This window comes from Salmonella sp. 741265050_HSA (assembly GCF_046569445.1).
GTDB lineage: Bacteria > Pseudomonadota > Gammaproteobacteria > Enterobacterales > Enterobacteriaceae > Salmonella > Salmonella enterica.
In genome coordinates this window covers 1-20,255 of record NZ_JBKFSV010000004.1, presented here as the reverse complement: position 1 = coordinate 20,255, position 20,255 = coordinate 1, and the positions used below count along the sequence as shown (strand labels likewise).

At 54.4% G+C, this 20,255-nt stretch carries 15 protein-coding genes and 1 pseudogene; all 16 read right to left on the bottom strand.

Features of this window, described 5'->3' with window-relative positions:
- Positions 1-24: 24 nt before the first annotated feature.
- Positions 25-480: an SMI1/KNR4 family protein gene (locus ACLD4F_RS10960; protein ID WP_079944503.1), complete on the bottom strand. Its 456-nt coding sequence runs from the start codon at positions 478-480 to the stop codon at positions 25-27.
- Between the two features lie 3 nt (positions 481-483).
- The gene (locus ACLD4F_RS10955) at positions 484-5,190 is read right to left on the bottom strand and encodes an RHS repeat-associated core domain-containing protein (protein WP_411010837.1); all 4,707 of its coding nucleotides are present in this window, start codon (positions 5,188-5,190) and stop codon (positions 484-486) included.
- Positions 5,191-5,205: 15 nt separating this feature from the next.
- The gene (locus ACLD4F_RS10950; RefSeq protein ID WP_079944501.1) at positions 5,206-5,664 is read right to left on the bottom strand and encodes a DcrB-related protein; all 459 of its coding nucleotides are present in this window, start codon (positions 5,662-5,664) and stop codon (positions 5,206-5,208) included.
- Positions 5,665-5,723: 59 nt separating this feature from the next.
- On the bottom strand, positions 5,724-7,961 hold the full coding sequence (locus ACLD4F_RS10945) for a type VI secretion system Vgr family protein (RefSeq protein ID WP_079944500.1): 2,238 nt from the start codon (positions 7,959-7,961) through the stop codon (positions 5,724-5,726).
- 373 nt (positions 7,962-8,334) lie between these two features.
- Positions 8,335-9,174, bottom strand: a complete 840-nt coding sequence (locus ACLD4F_RS10940) for a hypothetical protein (RefSeq protein WP_000654209.1) — start codon at positions 9,172-9,174, stop codon at positions 8,335-8,337.
- Positions 9,171-9,953 (bottom strand): TagF domain-containing protein, encoded by a 783-nt coding sequence (locus tag ACLD4F_RS10935; RefSeq protein ID WP_079944499.1) that lies wholly within the window; start codon positions 9,951-9,953, stop codon positions 9,171-9,173. Before ACLD4F_RS10935 ends, ACLD4F_RS10940 begins: the two co-directional genes overlap by 4 nt.
- Positions 9,953-13,822 carry a Type VI secretion protein IcmF gene (icmF, locus tag ACLD4F_RS10930; protein WP_079944498.1) on the bottom strand — a complete coding sequence of 1,290 codons (3,870 nt, stop codon included), beginning with the start codon at positions 13,820-13,822 and terminating at the stop codon, positions 9,953-9,955. Before icmF ends, ACLD4F_RS10935 begins: the two co-directional genes overlap by 1 nt.
- 33 nt (positions 13,823-13,855) lie before the next feature.
- Positions 13,856-14,287, bottom strand: coding sequence for a Shiga-like toxin A subunit SciR (gene sciR, locus ACLD4F_RS10925; protein ID WP_077943634.1), 432 nt, complete (start codon positions 14,285-14,287; stop codon positions 13,856-13,858).
- Positions 14,288-14,488: 201 nt separating this feature from the next.
- Entirely contained in the window at positions 14,489-15,262 is a 774-nt protein-coding gene (locus ACLD4F_RS10920) for a Rap1a/Tai family immunity protein (RefSeq protein WP_139763218.1), read from the bottom strand.
- Position 15,263: 1 nt separating this feature from the next.
- On the bottom strand, positions 15,264-16,568 hold the full coding sequence (tssL, locus tag ACLD4F_RS10915; protein WP_000132479.1) for a type VI secretion system protein TssL, long form: 1,305 nt from the start codon (positions 16,566-16,568) through the stop codon (positions 15,264-15,266).
- Positions 16,565-17,908, bottom strand: a complete 1,344-nt coding sequence (gene tssK, locus ACLD4F_RS10910) for a type VI secretion system baseplate subunit TssK (RefSeq protein ID WP_079944497.1) — start codon at positions 17,906-17,908, stop codon at positions 16,565-16,567. Before tssK ends, tssL begins: the two co-directional genes overlap by 4 nt.
- Positions 17,909-17,911: 3 nt before the next feature.
- Complete coding sequence (gene tssJ / locus ACLD4F_RS10905) at positions 17,912-18,448, bottom strand: type VI secretion system lipoprotein TssJ (protein ID WP_079944496.1); 537 nt, start codon at positions 18,446-18,448, stop codon at positions 17,912-17,914.
- 65 nt (positions 18,449-18,513) lie between these two features.
- Positions 18,514-18,999, bottom strand: coding sequence for an Hcp family type VI secretion system effector (locus ACLD4F_RS10900; RefSeq protein WP_024797313.1), 486 nt, complete (start codon positions 18,997-18,999; stop codon positions 18,514-18,516).
- Positions 19,000-19,141: 142 nt separating this feature from the next.
- Positions 19,142-19,525 (bottom strand): type VI secretion system amidase immunity protein Tai4, encoded by a 384-nt coding sequence (locus ACLD4F_RS10895; protein ID WP_079944495.1) that lies wholly within the window; start codon positions 19,523-19,525, stop codon positions 19,142-19,144.
- Entirely contained in the window at positions 19,510-19,995 is a 486-nt protein-coding gene (locus ACLD4F_RS10890; RefSeq protein WP_001081548.1) for a type VI secretion system amidase effector protein Tae4, read from the bottom strand. The genes ACLD4F_RS10895 and ACLD4F_RS10890 overlap by 16 nt, the downstream gene beginning before the upstream one ends.
- Positions 19,996-20,037: 42 nt before the next feature.
- Positions 20,038-20,232 (bottom strand): annotated as a pseudogene (locus ACLD4F_RS10885) (type VI secretion system lipoprotein TssJ); the annotation flags it as partial.
- Between the last annotated feature and the right edge of the window lie 23 nt (positions 20,233-20,255).

Sequence of the window (20,255 nt, the reverse complement as noted above, 5' to 3'; positions counted from 1 at the left end):
CCGGTAACTCGGCCTTAATTTTACCTAGATAACTTCTTCATAAAGATTATTTATAAAATCAGAAAAAGATTCATTGATTAAATAAACATTACTCATATCAGGAGTCTCTCCTTCATCAACTTCAATCTCATGATCCCAAAAATAAATTTTATTTTCGTTATCTTTCAGCCCCATAATAATAAGGTTACCTCCCGCATCATGAGCAATAGGGATAAAGCCTGATGGGATTCTATCTTTATAATTATTGTAATATTTAAGAAGGTTACTATTTTTCTCTTTACCTAAGCTAAGAAACCGATCAACTGAAGATGCATCATTTCTATCAGAAAAAAATTTGAACGAGTCAGGCTGAGGTTGCCCTCCATTATGTTTCATCAAAAAATTTTTATAATCAATTGGTAAAACCCCCTTTATCTCTCTCTCAAAATCAGAGATATCCTCTAATGTTGCCGGTTTTTTAGAATAAATGATATTGATCACAAATTACCTCTTACTTGTGGAAATCCCACCTGAATGCCTTATTGCATCATGTAAATCAGTAGGAACTAATTGCATATATCCAGAATCCTGATGGTGATGCCAAGTATATCCTTCAGGACGAGGATTTCCGGGACCATATCCCACAGCACGATCAGCCCTGCCAAAATCCACATTCCTTGACGCACCCAATTCAATGCGAGTATTTTTAATTGAATAACGTGAAAAATCAGGGAATCCTGCATGATTAAATGGTACACCATGAGGATATTTTCCTCTTATATCTACTGGTAATTTGCTGGCCGGATAGATTTTTCCTGCAAATGAACTATTGCTAGGATTACGTCCATTGATTTTCTTCACCATTGGGCCACAACTCAGCCCAAGTGGATCGATCCAGCTTATCGGATTAGGCGCATACTGATAAAGATTTATCCCGCCCCGGATCGAAATAGGGTCGCCCGATATAAACTTCCCGATATCCGGATCATAAAATCTGTATAAATTGTAATGCAGCCCCGTTTCCCTGTCCAGATATTGCCCCTGGAAACGCAGGTTCTGCTGTACGGGCCGGGTTTCTTTTTCATGCGTCAGGTTCCCCCATACCTGATAGCCCGCTTCCCAGACAATATTGCCCCCGCCGTCCGTCATCTCCTCCGGCGCGCCGTTTACGTCCGTATGGTAATACAGCACCTCATCCGCTTCGCCCGGCGCCGCCCTGTCCACCCGCGCCAGCGGCTCGTGGCTCCCCTGGTCGCTGTAGATATACAGGCTGCTGCTTCTTCCCAGCCTGCACTCCTGCGCCAGCCGCATTCCGTCCCATAAAAACGTCGTCCGGTTATACGGCTTTCCTTCCGCGTCCAGTTCGTGCTTCTCCACCCGCCTGCCCGGCGCGTCGTACACGTACCCGTAACGCCGTACGGTGCTCCCCCGGATGACCGCCACTTCCGTCAGCCGGTGCTCCGCATCCCAGCGATAGTGCTGCGTACCGTTGCGGCCCCGCTTTTCCACCACCCGGCCATATTCATCGTAACGGTAATGCAGCCCACGGTATGACGTTATCCGGTTGAACGGCACCACGCTGCCTGCACCCGCCTGCGCGGTCTCTCCCTGCCGCCTGTCCAGCAGGTTCGCCGCCGCGTCGTACTGCCAGCTGTCCAGGTATGCCTCATTCCGGCACGCCGTGATGCGCCCCGTCGTGTCGTAAAAATAATCCGTCCCCCCCTGCCGGCTGTGCCGCTTTTTCAGCAGCTCATCCTGGCCGCTGTACGCATATTCCCGGTCAATAAACGTCTCCGGCACCACACCGCGCATTCCTTTACAGGTCAGTTTCCGCGTTAACCGGCCCGTCCGGTCGTACATCCGCCGCGTGTCCAGCCGCCCCTGGCTCCGCTGCACCTCACGGTGCAGGTGGTCACGCGTGAACTCGCTGATGACATCACGCCCCAGGTTGATTTGCTGGAGATGGCCGCTCCCGTAGTACAGGTACCGCAGCGTCCGCCCGTCCGGCATCTGCGTTTCTGTGCGGTTGCCCTGAACATCGTACCGGTGCTGCAGCACGCCCTGCGCCGTCTCCTCGCTCAGCAGGTTACCCGCACTGTCGTAGCTGAACCGGATAACTTCCGGCTCTCCGCCTTCCGCCGCATCATGCCGCCTGCGGCGGATTTCCAGCAGACGGTCCGCCGCGTCGTACCGGTATTCCGTGCGCGTCTCCGGCGTGGTTTTCGCCGTCAGCCTCCCCGCCGCATCACGCTCCAGACCGTGACGGATTTCTCCCCCGCGCTCCCCGCCGTATATCACCGCCGTCACCGCATTCAGCGCGTTATACCCGTATGCCCGGCGGCTGCCGCCGGGGTCCGTCTGTTCCGTCACCCGGTCCAGAACATCGTACCGGAACCGGTAGCTTTCCCCGTTCTCGTTCGTGAGCGTGGTCAGCCGCCCGTAAGCGTCGTACTCATACGCCGTCCTGCGACCCGTCGCATCCGTCTGCCTGCGCACCCGCCCCTGGCCGTCCCGCTGCCAGCGTGTTATCTGCCCCGCCGGGCTGGTGTATTTCACCAGCCGTCCCGCCGCATCCGGCTGGTAACGCTCCGTACGCCCGTCCGCGAACATGACCTCCGTCAGATGTCCGTTGCCGTCATAGCTGTAACGCGTACTGTTACTCTCCGCGTCCGTCACCCTTTCCAGCCGCGTGCGTTCATCATAAAACCATGCCGTCTGCGAGCCAGAACAGTCCGTGTGGCGCATAAGCTGCCCGTCTTCGTTCCACTGCAGGTATTTATCTCCGCCCCGCGCGTCGGTTATCCGCACCACCTGGCCGTGCCGGTCATACCCGTATACCGTGCGCTGGTGCAGCGGGTCGCTGACCGCCTGCAGGTTGCCCCGCTCATCATACTCATAACGCCACGCCGCCCCCGCGGCATCCACCTCCGTTTCCGGCTGGTGCCACACCGGATGCCACTGCGTCTGCTCAACCCGGCCCAGCGGGTCATGCGTCTCCGTCAGGTGGCCGAGACGGTCATAGACATAACGCCATTTGCCGCCCTGCGCGTCCGTCATCCCCAGCAGTAACCGCTCTTCATCGCTCCAGCGGAAAGTGGTCATCTGCCCGGCCTCGTCCCGGTACGCCGTCACCAGGCCCTGCGCATCCCACCAGTGGCAGCGCGTACGCCCCAGGCTATCCGTCACGCACAGCGAGCGTTCTGCCAGATTCCAGTCCAGACGGTACTGCTCGCCGCTGTCCGTATGATGGCCCGTCACCCGCCACGCCGCATCGTCCGGGCCTTCAAACCACGCCCAGGTGTAGTAATACCGTTCGCCGCCCGGCTCCCGGTGCATCGTCATGCAGTCGTTGTCGTCGTACGCAAACTCGCGCTGATACTGACCTGCGTTGTCCACCACCCCATTCAGCCGCCCCGCCTCATCGTAGCGGTAACACCGCAGCAGCTCCGGCTCCCCTTCCGGGTAATGGCGGAAGATGCGCGTCACGCGCTGCGGGTGCGCAGCCAGCTCATAGTGCAGCCGGATGCAGGGGCGCTGCCGGTCGCCGCTGATTTCCACCAGACGCCCGTGGTTGTCGTAGGTCAGGTGCTGGCAGTTACTGTTGCGGTCGCCCAGCATTTTCAGCCGCCGGCGCTGTGGGCTGGACGGGTCCGCTTCAAACAGCCTGTACACGCCGTCATCACTGCTGATAAGCCAGTGGCCCTGTTCGCTGCGCCGTACCGCCAGCCCCTCGCCGGGGCTGTAAAAACCGCTTCCCGGCTCCACCGCCTGCAGGTCAATTCGCCGTCCCATCGGGGCCACATACGTCATGCAGTTTTCATCCGGGTTGTCCGGCGTACGCTCCAGGCACACTTCATACAGCACGCTCCAGCCCCGCCCGAACATCCCCTCCGTCCGTTCATCACGGCTGCTGTAGGTCCGCTGCCACTCCAGCGTGAAGTGGCCGGGCAGACTGAAATCAACGTCATCATCGCCTGCCAGGTACTTGGCTCCGGTGGCGGCGTTTACCGGGCGGTTCAGCGCACTCCCAGCCTGCTGAACCATCATGTTAATGCCCATCCCCATCATAAAGCAGGCACTTTTAGCTGACGCCCGTCCGGGCTGCATGAACGCCAGCGCAATGGTGGTCACCAGGGTTATTTGTGACTTACCGCTTTTGATATCCCGTACCACCAGAAGCGGCCCGCCGATACGTACATCACCGGATACATGTACGCCGTTCTCAGGCTCATCCACCACTTTTGCCTCGCAGGTACAACGTACCCCGCTGCGCGCCGCAGGCTGGCTGTTGATACGCACATCCCGCGTCCCTTCGGCGATATATTCTGCTGCGGGCGGCTCATCGTCACCTTTGAACAGGTTCGACACGCTGCCGATAAGCGCGCTTGCCGCCTGAAAACCGGTTTCCAGCGCACCGAAAGGGTTCATCGCCCCCAAGACCGTCCCCACCGGGTCGTCCGTCAGCGCCTGCAGTTTCTGCGCCATAAACTGGCTGAATGAAGAGGGATGTTTGTGGCAGTCGATTTTATCATCCTGTTTCGGGTCAGACCCCGGATATGCGGTTGCCACCGTGGGCTGCCACATCTCTGAAATAAAGTGGCCCGTGTCGGAAAGCATATCGCCCGCCTCCGCCAGAGCATCATTTCCCAGCGAGGCCCATCCTTCCGCTGATCCCATCCGGCTCACCACGGAAACGACGCCCTTAGCCATATTCTCTGCCCGGCCTTTTACTGCATCCAGATATTCCCCGGCCACATCCCACATTGATTTGGCGTCCTGCCTGCGTTTTTCTTCTTCTGCCTCTGCCTGCGCCTGCGCGTCCAGGGTTTCCACATCATGGCGTGATAATGCCGTTGCCGCCGCCCGCGCCGCCCGTTTGCTGTTAATCCGGGTGTCGCCTGAGCCGGTCAGGATATATCCCTCAATTTTCGGCGGAAAAAGGCTGTTGGCTATGTCTTCACAGGCTTTACTGATTTTCTCCCCGGCGCCACTCAGCAACATCGTCGCGCCGACCACGGTCCCCACAAGTAATACAGCGCTGCATCCCAGCGTTGCCACCGTAGCCCCCGTCGCCAGCGCCACAACAGCCAGTGCCGCAAAATCAATAGCCGCATTGATGGCGAGTTCCAGCGCACTGCCCACCAGATCTGCCAGAAAGGACGTATGCAGCAGCGCGTCGCCTTCCCTTGCCGCCCAGAATGCTTCTCCCATACCACACTCCCTGTGTTATTGTCCGGTTGCCGTGTTTTCCGGGTCCAACCTGAAACGCAGATTCTTTTTGATATCCGCCCAGCGCACCCTATCCGCTTCGGTTAACACTGTTGAGCGGGCATAGGTCAGGGCCATCATTACCCGGCTGCTCTGTAGCACAAATACCGCCTGGTACTGATATACATGCTCATTACCCCGGATGAACTGACTCTGTATTTCCAGCCCTTCCATTTTCCCGTCAATACCCAGCCGGACAACCTGTGCTGGCGTATAACGCAGTTCCTTAACCTGCTTTTCCAGTTTTTTCATCTGTTGTTCAACCTGGGACGCCAGTTCATCACCGTCCTGCATTTTGCCGCGGCTGATAATCAGCGCCGCATCCGGATCGCTCAGGCGGATCATATTGAGGGTGCTGTCCTGGGATATATTACCGGAGAAACTCAAGATGGCTTCGTTGATATAATAGTTCGTCATGATTATATAAAATCCTTTTTGGTCTGAAAGTGTTGATAAGTCCGGCACTAAAATAAAAACTATTCTTTGGGTGGAAAAGTTTCCTTAATTACTGCTGCCATCGCTGTTTTTTCTGACTCACCAAATGTTCCCACTTTGGGTTCTCTTTTATCCATATTTAAATCCAGCTGCCCTTTTATAGTATTAATCTGACCATCGGCATCTGTTGCAGTAATATTGAACGTTTTACAGGTTACGTAAAATTCCCCCTTACTGCTCATGTACAGAACGGTGTCACCACAACTCAGGGTAATAGAATCACCCGCTGCCAGATATAACTCTTTTACCGTCTGAATGGTTTTATTTCCTCCGGCCAGAGAGGTATCGTCATACTGAACTTTATGGTCGCGGACAGCGCCAATAGTGGCTATTTCTGACTGATCAATGACCTTAACCCGATTATTCCCCACCCAGTGACTTTCATTATTATTAACTTCAATACGCTGATCTTTTTCAGCATGTAGCCAGACCTCTTCACTACCGGGTTTATCTTCAAAACGCAGGGCGTTGGCATTGGTCGGTCCGCCGCCGATAGTGTGGCTGTATATCCCGCTCTGTGTTGCCGCGCCCGGCAGTCCCCACGGCGGCATGGTGTCCTGGTTGTAGGTGCGCCCCACGATGATCGGCAGATCCGGATCGCCGTTTTTGAAATCCACCAGCACTTCCTGGCCTATACGCGGGATCTGGATCATCCCGAAGCCTTTGCCCGCCCACGGGTAGCTGACGCGTATCCAGCAGGAGCTGTTTTCATCCATTTTGCCGTAGCGATCCCAGCCAAACTGTACCTTTACCCGCCCGTACTGATCCGTCCAGATTTCCTGGCCCGACGGGCCGGTGACGATGGCGCTCTGCGGCCCTTTGGTGTGGGGTTTGCTCACCGTCCGCTGCGGGCGGAACACCTCACGGGTGGGGTGCAGTTCAAAACGGGTGGAGAAGGTAAAGTGCTGGTCCTGCCCGCTGTGCTGCGCGTTGTCCTGCACAAACAGCGTAGTCTGCGCCAACAGATATTCCTGATTGAGTTCTGCCGTAGGGTGATTCATCAACGCAAAGGTGTAGCCAGTCATCAGCGTACGGATATTCCCGGCACCGTGAACCCGGCTGCCAGGGCTGCGCTGCGCTTCCATACGGATGCGCGTCAGCATTTCGCCTTCGCCCTTGTCGAAATAATCGCCCGGCCATTCGTAGTGTTCGTAACTGGCATGGCCGGTTTCACGCGGGTTTGCCACTGTGTTCGCCAGCCGCGAGCGCGGTTTTTTAAAGTCAAAATCATCCAGTACCCACTGCCCGGTACGCAGACTTTCATTGGCTATAATGGTGTGGATAAATGCTTTATCCAGCTTTAACCCTTTTTGATGCCATTCCACCTCCGGTGAATCCGGGCAGGCGTGATGTGTACTGATGGCATCCGCCAGCACCAGCGTGTGGCTGTCCTCGCTGTGCTCAAACCACCAGTAGATGCCCCACTCCTGCATCAGTCGCTGAAGAAAATCAAAATCAGTTTCACCGTACTGTACCTGCCAGGTGCGTACCGGGTAGCTTTCCACCAGTCGCTTTTCCACCGGATACGGATACTCAGCCAGCACTTCATCCAGAATGTCCACCACGGTTTTATTCTGGAATGCCTTGTAGTCGCTGGTGTGGGTCAGCAGTTTTACCCACGGCTCCATACGCAGCTCATAGGTAACAGAACGCCCTTCATGGCCCACCACCCGCGCCGCCGTGACCAGCCCGCTGATATGCCGTTTGCCGCCGCCATCCAGTTCGATGTTGACGCACAAATCTTTGCCCACCATGGCTTTAAGCGGCAGGTTGGCTGCGGGGGAGACATAGCCCAGATTCAGGGTGTCGGGCGTTTTTAGCTGTACGATGTAGGTAAACAAGCTACCGAGAGCTTCCGAGCCGTTCAGACTGGAAAACAGCAGCATCTGCGGTGGAACTGCGCTGCCGCTGACCGTCACGTTATGTGCGCCCGGCCCGCTGGTTGCACCAGAAATTAGTGCCGATATCACATCCTGCGCCGCGCCCGCCGCTGCCGCAGCCTGTGCCGCCGCAGCCACCGCTGCTTTCACCAACCCCGACGGTTCAGGCAGGTCGCCCATCAGAGATCCCAGCGCCTGTTCCACTGCCGCTTCTGCGGCTCCCGCCACGCTTCCGGCAACCGAACCTGCTGTAGCTCCACTGTTTTCACCTGTTATCGGCGGCGTGGTTGTCGTCAGCCCCCCCATACCGGATTTATTATTTGTGGATACAAAACTCATGGTATTTGCTCCTTTAATACTAAATTTAAGCGCAGTATCTGGCAGTCGGAAATAACATTCCACTGGCACAAACATATTTTAAAAAGCACAAAAAAACGCTTACGTTTCAAAAAAATGCAATGCTTATCTTATTTTTTTGAAAGCCAGCAAAATAAGTGGCATACAAATTAAAAAACCCACAACTGAAACAATGAACACATAATTATGATCCGATAAGAGTTGTCTGGCAAACCAGACACACTGGGACGAACTAAAATCCCCTCCCATGCTCATCGTTTCCGAGTAGTTCACTGCAAATATAATATTAAAATAAAAAACAACAATATAATAAATGGCAGAGATAAATAAAATAATCCCCCAGCGTATCCAGAATTTATTTGTCATTGTATGAACTCCCCAGAGAACCGCCAGATGTACCACCAGAATATGGCGACGAGGTACCTGATGAAGCAGAACTTTTTGCTCCCACCCCCATCAGTACAGCGCTCAATCCCTGTGCTGCTCCACTTTTATCACCAATATTAGGATATTGTTGCCTGAATTCACTGGTCATATTCATTACTGACATTGATGAAAAATCAGAACTTTTCTCAATAAGGTATTGTTGTAATGAGAAAGGGATCGTGAAATCTATCTCTGTGTCAACTGTTAACTGTGGCGAAGCAGATACCCCAAATGATGACTGTATAGAAGGTAATATATATTTTGTCTCAAATATTTTCGAACCAGAATATTTAATCCCCTCAACGGAGTGTGTCGTACAATTATTTCCGGTTACATCATAAATATCAATTGTACGCCCCCGCAACTTTACCCTGTCCGTCATTGATTTTGTAGGAACAGGTGGTTTTGCTGCATTCCACAATTTTTCAAAAAATTCACGAACCAATATCGGATTAGCATCATTTATTTCAAACACATGTGCTTCCATCTGATATAGCTCATAACGATAATAAGATCGAGCATCTTCATCTTCAAAGAAGTTTAAAATACCATCTCCGACAGTCGCACTAGAGCCAGTCCTTCCATACCGCCCGTAAGTGTACAAATAAACAGAATTATCCATATGTACAGAGACAAAAGCATGACCCGCACCTGTGGTTTCAACCCACAAAAATACACCGTTTAACAACAAATTATCTTCTGGCTTACAGGTTGCAGCGAAACTATTTTGTTCTTGCGTGTTCAGTGCTGTCTGCCATAAGTCTTTCACTCTTCCCTCCTGTTATTCCCCACCAGCCGCAGCGCATCCACATACCGCCCTTCACTGTTCTGTTGCCAGAACCAGCCTTGCCCCGGTGTTGCCTGCCCCAGCGTCTTACCCGGCCAGCCCGGCCACGGCAGATAACGCACGCCCGGCAGTTCTACTACCGGTGCTTCATCCGGCAGCCCGGTCAGTTCCCGGCTGCGTTGCGATGTACGTCGTAACCCGCGCAGCCACTGCGCCCACCACGGCCCCGGCTGCCACATCGCCCATAGCTGGTCCACCTGCTCGGTCAGCCGCCCGCGCCGCATCGTGTCCGGCGTGATATGCTGCGCCGCCAGCCTCGCCAGCCAGTACAGCCAGCCCTGCGTCTCCTGCAAACTCTCGTCCAGCCACTCCCGACCGCAGCGCTGGTAAATCACCAGCGGCCACGGGCGTCCCACGCTATCCCGTGACGCCATCAGCACTCCGGTCAGCCAGTCAGTCGTCCCACCCATCGGCAAAAATCCCGGCGACATCACAAAGCTCCACGGCAGCGGATGGTGTTCCGGCGCGGGCATATCATGTTCGCCACGCGGCGACAGGTGCATCCAGTCGTCACGTTCTTCATCGGTCGTCTGGCCTTCCGGCAACACGATATGCCGCCCGCTGCCCACCCATGTCTGGCGGTTCAGCCAGTCCTGCCATATTCGTCCCTCTTCAGCGCCCACCCGCCAGCGCACATAGTCGCGCTGGTCCGGCAGCCTGCCGAACATCGCCGGGGCTGATACCACCGCTGGCCGGCGCATTACAACGCCCTCGCCGGACAACTGAAGTTCTGCAACAGCTCCCGGCTGACCGGGTTAAAATCCCGCCCGGCAGTGATTTCCAGCACCACCCGGCGACCGTCAAAATCATATTCCACCAGTTGGCGCCCCCGCACCGCCGTTTCCTGTACCATTCCGGCGTCCAGCAGATGAAACAGCGCCCACGGCCCGCCGGTCAGTAGCGTTGAGGTGTCCTGGCGAATACGCGGGCTGGCGGTGATTTCCGCCATCGAGCCGTTGCGCGGTCCCGGCCACGTCACTTTCAGGGGCCGGTCCGGACCATGGGCGTAGCGCAGCACCTGACCGTCGATATCAATCACCAGTTCCGTGATGGCCGGGTCCATATCCACCACGCTAATCTGCATCGACCAGGAAAATTTTTTCCCGCCCTCGCTGTTAAAAAACACGCTGCGAATCTGCTTCGCCTGCTGAAACGGCGTTAAATCCGGCCCCTGCAACGTCATGTTGCCTTCGGTCGGTTTGTAGCGCCACGGGTCGCTGGCGGTGTCCGCCAGCGGAGCCAGTTGTTTGCTCCAGAAAGCATCCAGTACGCCGCCGCTGGCGAAGATGCGGTTAAAGTCCTCGGCGCTGACCTCCTGCGGGCTGTCGGCGAACGGATAGCGCCCGTCGATGGCGTCACGGCAGTCGTCGCCCATCATCGCCTCCATCTGGGTGTTCAGCACGTCGCCGGTCCCGGCGTTGATTTTGCGCGTTCCCTGCTTCGTCAGATCCAGCAGGATGTTTTTCAGCGGCGCAGGCAGTTTCGCCGCCTCCAGTTGCAACTTGTCTGCGGCAGTAATGCGCGCTGGCAACGTCCCCGCCGCCAGCGCGCTATCAGCAATGGTCAGTTGGGTGTAATACTCGTTGAGCATGGTCAGCAGCGAAGCGATCTGCATCGTCCCACCACCGCTCTGTCCGCCGTCCGCCCGCCCGGCAATGACCTCGCGCAGCGCGGCGAAACGATCATCCACCAGCGTTTTTTCCAGCCGCTCTTCCGGGTGAATATCCTGGAACAGTTTTGCCGTCTGTACCACTTTCCCCGCGTTACCGGATGCGCGCTGCGCCAGTTGTTTCTGTCTGGCCTGCGGGTCCGGCGGCGGCACCAGCGTGGTCTGCTCCACCACCGCTTTTCCCAGCCGCATCAGCGGTGAGTCCGGCGACGCCAGAGTGCGCAGCACCTGTAAATCATAGGCCAGGCCAGAACTGCCCTCTTCCCCGGCACTGTTGATACTATGGATACTGTCCAGAAAATCCTGCCAGCGGCGGGCATATTCCGTCAGGTACAAACGGCGGACTTCGCGGGCGACAGACTGCTCCTGCCCCGGTATCTGGCTGCGCAGGCTGTCAGTCAGCTTTTTTGGCGTACTCTCCCGGCCCATCACCCAGCCATCGTTCGCCGTCGCCGCCGCCACAAATTCCGGTAATCGTTTGTCGAACAGCTCCCGGTAACCTTCACGGGTAAAAATACCCGGCACGCCCCGATCCAGCGGCGCGCCGTTGCTACGCACAAACACCGTTCCCGCATCCGCGCCGACGGCGCGTACCAGCGTGAACTCCTGCGGCGCTTCGCTCTCCATTGCCGCCAGCGCCCGCGCATAGATACGCTCGGTACTGGTGTGACCGTCGAGGAATGCCCGCGCCTGGCGGATCAGTGCCTCATTTTTCTCATACGGTGAATGCACCATCCGGCTGCCGTCAAACAGCGCTTCGATATGCGTCAGCACGGCGGCGCGCCCGCCAAACCCGGCCACGCTGTCGCTGTTCCCCAGATCGTTAATCACCCACGACTGGATCTCCGCCGCGTTGTATTTATCTTCATGATCTTTATCCAGATTCAGTAGCAGATAGATGCGCAGGGCATCGTAGGCAGCTTTACTGTCCTGACGGGCAATGGCGTCCGCCAGCACATACTCCATCCGTTTCACCAGCGGCGGCAGCAGCAGTTGATCCAGCAGGCGGTTGTACAGCGACGCCACGCTGTCGGTTACCGGCGGTACGCTGTACAGGCCGTAGCGCCAGGTCAGCGGCGGCGCGTCCGGGTCCAGTTCCGGCCAGGCGGACAGTTCCCTTGCGCTGTCCAGCAGTGCCGGGACGGGAGCCATCGCCGGTTTACCGGTGTAGGCTTTCACTTCACCGTCCAGCCGGGTCGCGCGGGCGCTGATTTCATTCAGATAGTCGCCGTTGGTCTGCTGGCTGGTCTGCATTCCCTGCCACAACAGGAATGCCAGCACCAGTACCAGCAGGTGCCCGCCGAGGCGCAGCAGGCGGTAACGCCAGGCCCACTGGAGGTTTGGCTCCACCAGGTGCGCTTCACGGAAAATAAACTGTGTTAGCAGATCATGCAGAAAGTAGCTGCGGTTGCCGTCCGGCAGAGCGTGTGGGAGAGAGGCGGATGATTCGCCACGGGCGGTTTTTATCGCCCGGACAAAGCGCTGCCAGATACTCAACTGGTCGGCCACGGCGTCGGCCTGCGCCTGCGCGGCACTGGTGAAAAACACCCCGCGCAGCGTGTTATTCAGTTGCGTGGCATCGAATTTTGAATCGAGGAAGATCTGTTCAATAGCCTCCAGCAACGGCTCGCCGAGGGCGGCGAACTCACGCGGGAAGGTATACAGCCGCTGGCGGCTTTTAAGGTCGTACTCTTCCTGTAACCGGGTATCCAGTCCCTGATCCAGCCGCAGCGTCAGGCGCGCCAGCTCCTGCGCGCAGGCGGCGTGCAGCGCCTGCGGGTCGCCCGCTTTTCGCCTGCGGCTGTACGGCAACGTGAAGCCCCAGATTTGTGCGCGAAGATGGCTGGTCAGCGTGCGAAAATACTCGCTGAACCCCGGCAACAAATCCATTTTGGTGACCACCAGATAGACCGGAAAGCGAATCCCCAGGGTCTCGCGCAGTTCTGCCAGTCGCGCCCGCAGAGCGGCGCAGGCCGCCAGGCGTTCCGCCGGTGACTGTGCGGTTAAATCCGCCACGTTTAGCGTCAGGATCACGCCGTTAAGCGGCGCGCCGGGGCGATGTTTACGCAGCAGACCGAGAAAGCCCTGCCACTCTCCGGCGTTACGCTGCGCGGCGCTCGCTTCGCCGCCGTCATCGTGGCGGGCGTAGCGTCCGGCGGTATCAATCAACACCGCTTCGTTGGTAAACCACCAGTCGCAGTGTAGCGTGCCGCCACCCGGTACTGTCAGGATACGCGAGGTCTGCTCCATTTGCTCCGCCAGCGGGAACTGCAATCCGGTGTTCAGCAGGGCCGTGGTTTTGCCGTCGCCGGGACTGCCGACCACCATGAACCACGGCAGCTCATACAGAAAGCGTTTTCCCTCGAAGATTTTACGCCAGCCGGGCATGTCCACCCGCAACTGCCGCAGCTGCCGGATGGCCTGCGTGACAATATGGTTGACGGTGCGCAGGTCGGCTTTGATCTCGCCAGCCACCGGTACCTCTTCCCCGCGCGGATGCAGGAAGCGACGCAGCAGTTGTTCATCCATACGCAGCGCACGCCACAGCCGGTACAGGCCGTACAGCGCATACACCAGCAGGATGAAACCAATCAGGGTCAGGCGGACCCACAGCGGCGCAAACGGATGGACATCGCCCAGGGCCAGCAGCGGTGTGACGAAGCCAATCGCCAGGCACAGGACACTGATGCCGATAATGCTCATCGACCAGTTGACCAGCCACAGTACCAGCAGCATCAGCAACAGAGCAATGGTCACTACCCGGCTACCCACGGAGGCCAGCGGGCGCAGGGTATCAAATGACACCAGCGGCCCGACAAACCAGACCAGCAGCGCCAGAACCAGAACGCCCACAACTGCCAGCGCGCGCCGGGAAAAAAGCAGACTAAGAAATTTTTGCATTATATTTCGACTCGCCACCCAATAATCAATATTTTAAAATTCCCTGGATAAAGTAATATAACCATTAAATCTTACAGAACACTCATCAGCATTCATGAAGCTGGATGCAATGAAAATATCTTTTTCTTTATCTTTGTTAATATAGGTATATTTTGCCACGATAGATTTAACCTGATTTTCATAGTAACTATCGAAATAGGATTTTTTATCTAATATTGCCACTTTATTTTTGGCCTTATCTTTTTCATAATCCATCCTGGCCAGAGATTCTGCATAGACCTTAGATACAGGCGAGAGATCAAGAATCTCTACCTTTGTTTTATCCTTTATAATAGTAGCGACATCTATATTCAGGTCATTTTTTATGGCATCAAATAATGATGACTCCATTGATGCTCCAACCGTAGCACACCCATAATCGTGCGCATAAGAAATGGCAGGAATACCCACCAACAGACAGACCATTATCTTAAACATATCAATCCCTTACTACCAAGACTTTACCACCAATACTTATCTGAACTGGCAGCGATAACATTATCACAGGGTATACCTGTCATACTTCAGGCTGCATGTGCGTTGGCTTTCCTCGCTCACCCCAGTCACGAACTAATGTACGTTCCTGGGGATTCACTCCCTTGCCGCCTTGATGCAACTTGAATGATTTTATATATTACAGGGATACTCTATTAATTTATTTATGATAAGTTCAGCCGCGCGAGAATTAAGTTCTTTATGTGTTTTATTTTTAAGAAAAACATAGACAATTTCATTTAATGTTAGCGTCTTAAATAAATCGTATCCACACCATAGTTTTTTCTCTGTCGCATCCTCCACGCCAAGCAGATAGATACCCGCCCTGAGTTTATCCCGTTGATTACCAGATACCCAAAATTTAAAAAAGTCATTACCTGAAAGATTAAGCGCATCCGGCGTCAGGGATAACACAGGAGATGACCGGGAAGCAATTTTTACGGAGGGTTCAGTCCCCTGACAGGGGAAATTTTTAACTAATGCTTCCTCTATCAGCACCGAAGCTCTTGCATCAGGCTTTTTCACAGAGTACCGATCAAGCCAGGCCAGCACAGTATGGTTTATTGTTATACTGTCAACCTGACCATATCCACACCACGTCTTACCTTCTGTGGCATCCGCTACCCCCAACACATACATCAGTGTATTATCTTTTTTCTGTACGTTGTCAGTGGCATAAAATTTCAGGAAATCCTGAGTGCTGAGGTTGACATTATCGGGGGAAATGAATCCTGCGTTAATCGGGGATCCGGCAAAAGCGCCACCGGGTAACAGGCAACATAAGATGATCAAAAAAACACGAACAGATCGTTTTATGTGATATGTCGCTGAGATCCGATAATAATCCCCCGTCACGCCACATACTGGCGAATGATGAGACACATCATAGGTTGATTTTTTCATCAATTTATTCCACCACCAGAATTTCCACCCGACGGTTTTTCGCCCGCCCGGCTTTACTGCCGTTATCCGCCACCGGCACCGTATCGCCCTTGCCGACGATATGTACCCGTCCGGCAGGTACGCCGCCGGAGGTCAGCAACGCCGCAACTTCCGCCGCCCGTTTTTCCGACAGCACCAGGTTGGATGGGAATTCAGCCGAATGAATGGGCTGGCTGTCAGTGTGACCCGTTACAGTGACTGCGCCGCCCACGCGGGCGATTTCCCGCGCCGCTTTGTTAATCACTGGCCGGATTGCGTCACTCACCGTTTTTTGTCCCGGTACAAACATGGCGTCGCCACGGAAGACCACCCTACTGTGCTGGTCATCTTCGTCCACGGTCAGCAGGCCACGGGCGATTTCGTTTGCCAGCAGGATTTTCAGCCGCAGCTTATGAACCGGCACGGGCGGCGGCGGCAGTTTTATACCAATCGCATCAATATGCTGTTGTACGGTGACGGTCTGCACATCCATCCGGTGGCTGTAAAGGCCAAACAGCGTCAGCATCGCCAACAGGGCTATCCCGGCGCTCAGCCAGACCGGCACCCGGCGCATCCGCCGCAGTCGTCCGCTTATCGCCCCCTGAAAGTCAGGCGAGAGCGCGGGCATGACCGGATCGCGACGCTGTGAAAGCTGTGTCAGCAGTTGCTGGCGAATATTGTCCAGTTGCTTACGCCCGTCTGGCTGCACGCTGTAGCGGCCTTCAAATCCCAACCCCAGCAGGTGGTAGATAACCTCCAGTACGTTGCCATGCTCCTGGAAGCTGGCCGCCAGACGCCCGATGATCTGGAAAAGTTTTATCCCGCCTTCGCTTTCACCATGAAATGTTACCAGCAGGCTTTTTCCGGCCCAGATGCCGCGCCGTCCCCAGGTTGTGTTATTGGCGGCTTCATCAAGCGCCGTACACAGGCAGTAACGTACCGCCAGTACGTGCTCGCGCCGCAGGTTCGCCTGATCGCATAATGTCTGGTACAGATGCATCTCGCGTACCAGCAAATTACGGTAAGGCTCTACCAGGGCCGCATCCAGCTTAGCGGGCATGGCTGCGAGAGCGCACAATAAAGGCCGGGCAGCGGCGAGCAACGGGTTAGCCGCCGCGCTGATTTCAGCCAGCCGGAGTTTGCTGTCCGGACCGTCTTCAACGATGACATTGAGTTCCGTGCGCTGGCTGGTGTGTACCGGCGTTTCATATTCACTGTCCTTATGCTCCGGCGTGGTGGACAAAAAGGACATCATGTCCGCCGCTGGCGGCGTCAGGGTACTGTCTGTCATTTATCGCGCACTCCCCACAGTTCTGTCTCCAGCCCCGGAAATTCCCCGGCGGTATGCATGGCCATCCCGCCGTAACGGGCAATGTGTTCCCACAATGCTCCCTCGCGGCGGATGTCGTAATAGATGTATCCGGCCTGAAACGGGATTTGGCGCGGTGGTACAGGCAGAACCTGCAAAGCCAGCCCCGGCAGATGCGAGCGGATCAGTTCCGGCAGGCGATCGGATGGCCCGATTTTGGTCTGGGCGGCAAAATGTTGCAGTAGCACATCGGTCGGCATTGAAGCCTTTATCGCCAGTACCAGCGTGCTGAAATCGGCAAGATCGGAAGGAGCCACCACCGCATTCAGGATGCCGTAAGTCCCCTCTTTCAGTTCGATGCGCTGCGCGCCCCGGATCAGTACCGCATTCAGCAGGAACTGCACCTCATCAACCAGCGATTTCAACCCGGCATAGGGCGTCAGGTGTTTGTACTCTTTGTATTCAGCGGGTCGTCGCGTTTGTGGACGCACATAGGTGGAGAGTTCCCCGGCCAGTTCGGACAGGTAGCGATACAACACTTCCGGGGCCAGCGGGGTTTTCGCCAGGTGGGTCAACAGCGGCTCAAAGCGATTGAGAATTTGCAGCAGCAGGTAATCGGAGACCTCTGCTGCTTCATGGCCGTGGTTGTCGCTGCCGGTCAGCCGTTCCGCCAGCGAATCGGCCCGCATCCGGATGAGATCGTTGATCCACGACAGCCAGGTACACATCAGTGAACTGGCCTGATAATTAATGATGGGCGGGATCAGGTCGTGGTCGATATCTATCCGCCCGTCAGGATTCAGCCCGATGATGCGGGTCAGCGGCAGGCCAATCCAGGCGCCCGTCACCGCCTTTTCCGGCAGCAGCCGCAGGCGCAGGTGACTGAGCTGTAATAACTGCGCGCCACGTCCCAGCGAGTTGGCGTCGCGGATGTCGTGTTCGTGTACCGAGAAACGCGCCAGTGATTCCGGGTTATTGTCAAACGTAGTTTCTTCGCTGTTCGGCGCGCGTACCGGTACCGCCAGACAAATCTGCTGGTTCAGGTGCTCCGGCAGGATGGTCAGCGGCGGCGGTAGCGGGGTGTGGCCCGGTGCGTTAAACGGCGTGCCGTCAGGAAAAATCCCTGATGCCTCTTTCAGTATCAGTTTACCGATGTTCAGCGCTTCGCCATCAATATTGTAGTGGCTGAATCCCCAGAAAAAGGGGGTCAGCGGCAGGCTGCGGTAATGCATGACGTGTTCCAGATAACGCTCTTGCTGCTGAAACATCTGCGGCAGTAAAAATTGTCCTTCACTCCAGACTACGCGGTCATTCCAGCTCATAATTCATTTATCCCGTTCCGTAATTACAATGGCGCTTTGTTCCAGTTCCGCCTCCAACTGCACTTTTCCTTTCCCCGGTACGAAGCTGCTGTACCAGGCTTTTTCCGGGGCTTCCGGGATTTTGTAGGTTACCCGCCAGACCGATTTGGCCAGGTTACGGTATCCGGCCAGTATGCCGATTGCCGTGGTCTGCGCATTCAGCGGGCGACGCAGTTTTTTCTCTTCGCCGGGACGCAAAATAAAGCTGTCGCGACGCACTAAATCGTCGGTAAGGACGGATTTGTCGTTGTCATGGAGCGACCAGTAATCGGCTGTCGTGAAAGCGGCGTCATTTTTCAGTTCATAAACACGTATCTCAATGGGCGCGGCCTTCTTCTGATTGTCAGGATTCACCTTATCGGAGGCTTTCACGCTCAGGTCGAGTCGCTGTGATTCGAGGTCAGGTAGCGCATCGCTACTGCCGCATCCGGAAAGCAGGAGCAGTGCAAAAGGCATAGCTACCGCACATAACCACCCAGTGGGGTTACGCCATTTATTCACTGTAAATTCCTTTAAAATCAAAATAATAAATCCGACCAGACATAAATCTGACCGGAAAACAACCGTTAAATTTCTTTGTTGGCCTTGAAGTCGTAGCCTGCGGTAATGGTGCCGCCGCTGCCACCCTGCTGGTTCTGCACCACGTATTCCTGCTTCACGGTGCTGAAAGAGAGTTCAATTGATTCGCGAGACGCAATTTCCCCTCCCTGGCTTCCGCTGGGCGATACCATTGCAATAATCAGATCTGTGAAGGTGTACTTGAGGTACTCCAGCGGATTGCCGCCAGCCTTACGCATAGCCAGAATGGCCTGCGGAATGTGCTTGCCGGAAGAGCAGTATTTGAACAGGTTCGGGCTGGCGCGATCGATGTAATGTTCAAATGAAAGATGAGTAACAGATACTTTACCGGAACCGAGGCCGCTACCGGCGTGCATGGTGGATTCCTGATGGATATTCCAGCGCCAGCTCAGTACTTCAATTTCATTTTTGTGTTTGTCATCCATCGACTCACCGTCGATGCCGTCAATTTTCAGAAAAATATCATAAGACATATCTACTATCCTTTTAACTACCTAAATAACGTCCTGATTTGTCTGCTTTATTAGGTGAACAGATTAACTATTCCTGTACAGCTCTTTCTTACCCATAAATTCATCAGAGCAAGAGAACGTATGCTTTTAATATCTTTGAATTTTACTTCTCGACACGCCTTTTAATTAATTCATTTAATTCCCTGTCGTGGATAAAATCTATGCACTTCATGGTATTAAAATCTGATGATATCGAGCCGTTATATTTCAACCCTGAATATTTTTTCGCAATCTCATCAATTTCATGGTAAATCTCCACAGATTGTTTACCATATTCAAGGTAAGCACTGGCCGTAGCTCTGGCATCGTTTTTAACGACATCATCTTTGTATACTAATGCCAGACAATGACTCAGCGCCCAATTTTTTAAGAGTTCCGACTGTGAATATTGTGTGGTCAATGCTTCTTGTGCAAAAGATGGCTGCCATACCAGCATTCCACTTATGCTGAAAGTAACTAATATTAACCATTTCATGGCAGTATCCACAGAGTCCCAACTTCAGGAACAAATGGTCCATTATCTGGGTCATTTAATAAGTGGCACTGATCTGAACAGATACTGCCATTCCATAATGTAACGTGTCCTCTGGCATTGCTCCAGCCATGCCCTTTTACTACGATAATTCCTTTCTTCCCTATAAAGTCACTCTGTTTTGGATTATTAACAATAAGATCAGGCTTGCCCATATTATGAGTAAGATGATCAATCATATCATTCACACGATAAATATAGAATTTATTATCGGCACCACTAACCTTTGCATACGGGGAGTTACGGGCTATTGGGAATCCTGTCGCATTCAAAACATAGCTCATTCGAATAGGACAGGCATTTTGAAAATAACCACCAGTTATATTTTTCCCAACGTTTCCACCAATAATGCTACCCACATCAGCGACGGAATGATTCACCTTCCTAAAAGCTAGCCACGCTTCATTGAATGAAGGTCTGTTCATTTTGCTTACCCTCTAAAAATTCTGTGTAGCTCATTAATTCTCAACACGTATCTTCATGGACGCCGCTTTCTTCTGATTGTCAGAATTCACCTTGTAAAACGCTTTCACGCTCAGGCCAGGCCGCTGCGATTAGGGGTCAGGTAGCGAATCGCTACTGCCGCATCCGGAAAGCAGGAGCAGTGCAAAAGGCATAGCTACCGCACATAACCACCCAGTGGGGTTACGCCATTTATTCACTGTAAATTCCTTTAAAATCAAAA

Excerpts from the sequence above, each read along its gene's own strand:
- ACLD4F_RS10955 (WP_411010837.1), bottom strand. The coding sequence starts at position 5,190 with ATGGGAGAAGCATTCTGGGCGGCAAGGGAAGGCGACGCGCTGCTGCAT.
- ACLD4F_RS10950 (WP_079944501.1), bottom strand. The coding sequence starts at position 5,664 with ATGACGAACTATTATATCAACGAAGCCATCTTGAGTTTCTCCGGTAAT.
- ACLD4F_RS10945 (WP_079944500.1), bottom strand. The coding sequence starts at position 7,961 with ATGAGTTTTGTATCCACAAATAATAAATCCGGTATGGGGGGGCTGACG.
- ACLD4F_RS10935 (WP_079944499.1), bottom strand. The coding sequence starts at position 9,953 with ATGCGCCGGCCAGCGGTGGTATCAGCCCCGGCGATGTTCGGCAGGCTG.
- icmF (WP_079944498.1), bottom strand. The coding sequence starts at position 13,822 with ATGCAAAAATTTCTTAGTCTGCTTTTTTCCCGGCGCGCGCTGGCAGTT.
- sciR (WP_077943634.1), bottom strand. The coding sequence starts at position 14,287 with ATGGTCTGTCTGTTGGTGGGTATTCCTGCCATTTCTTATGCGCACGAT.
- tssL (WP_000132479.1), bottom strand. The coding sequence starts at position 16,568 with ATGACAGACAGTACCCTGACGCCGCCAGCGGCGGACATGATGTCCTTT.
- tssK (WP_079944497.1), bottom strand. The coding sequence starts at position 17,908 with ATGAGCTGGAATGACCGCGTAGTCTGGAGTGAAGGACAATTTTTACTG.
- ACLD4F_RS10900 (WP_024797313.1), bottom strand. The coding sequence starts at position 18,999 with ATGTCTTATGATATTTTTCTGAAAATTGACGGCATCGACGGTGAGTCG.
- ACLD4F_RS10890 (WP_001081548.1), bottom strand. The coding sequence starts at position 19,995 with ATGAACAGACCTTCATTCAATGAAGCGTGGCTAGCTTTTAGGAAGGTG.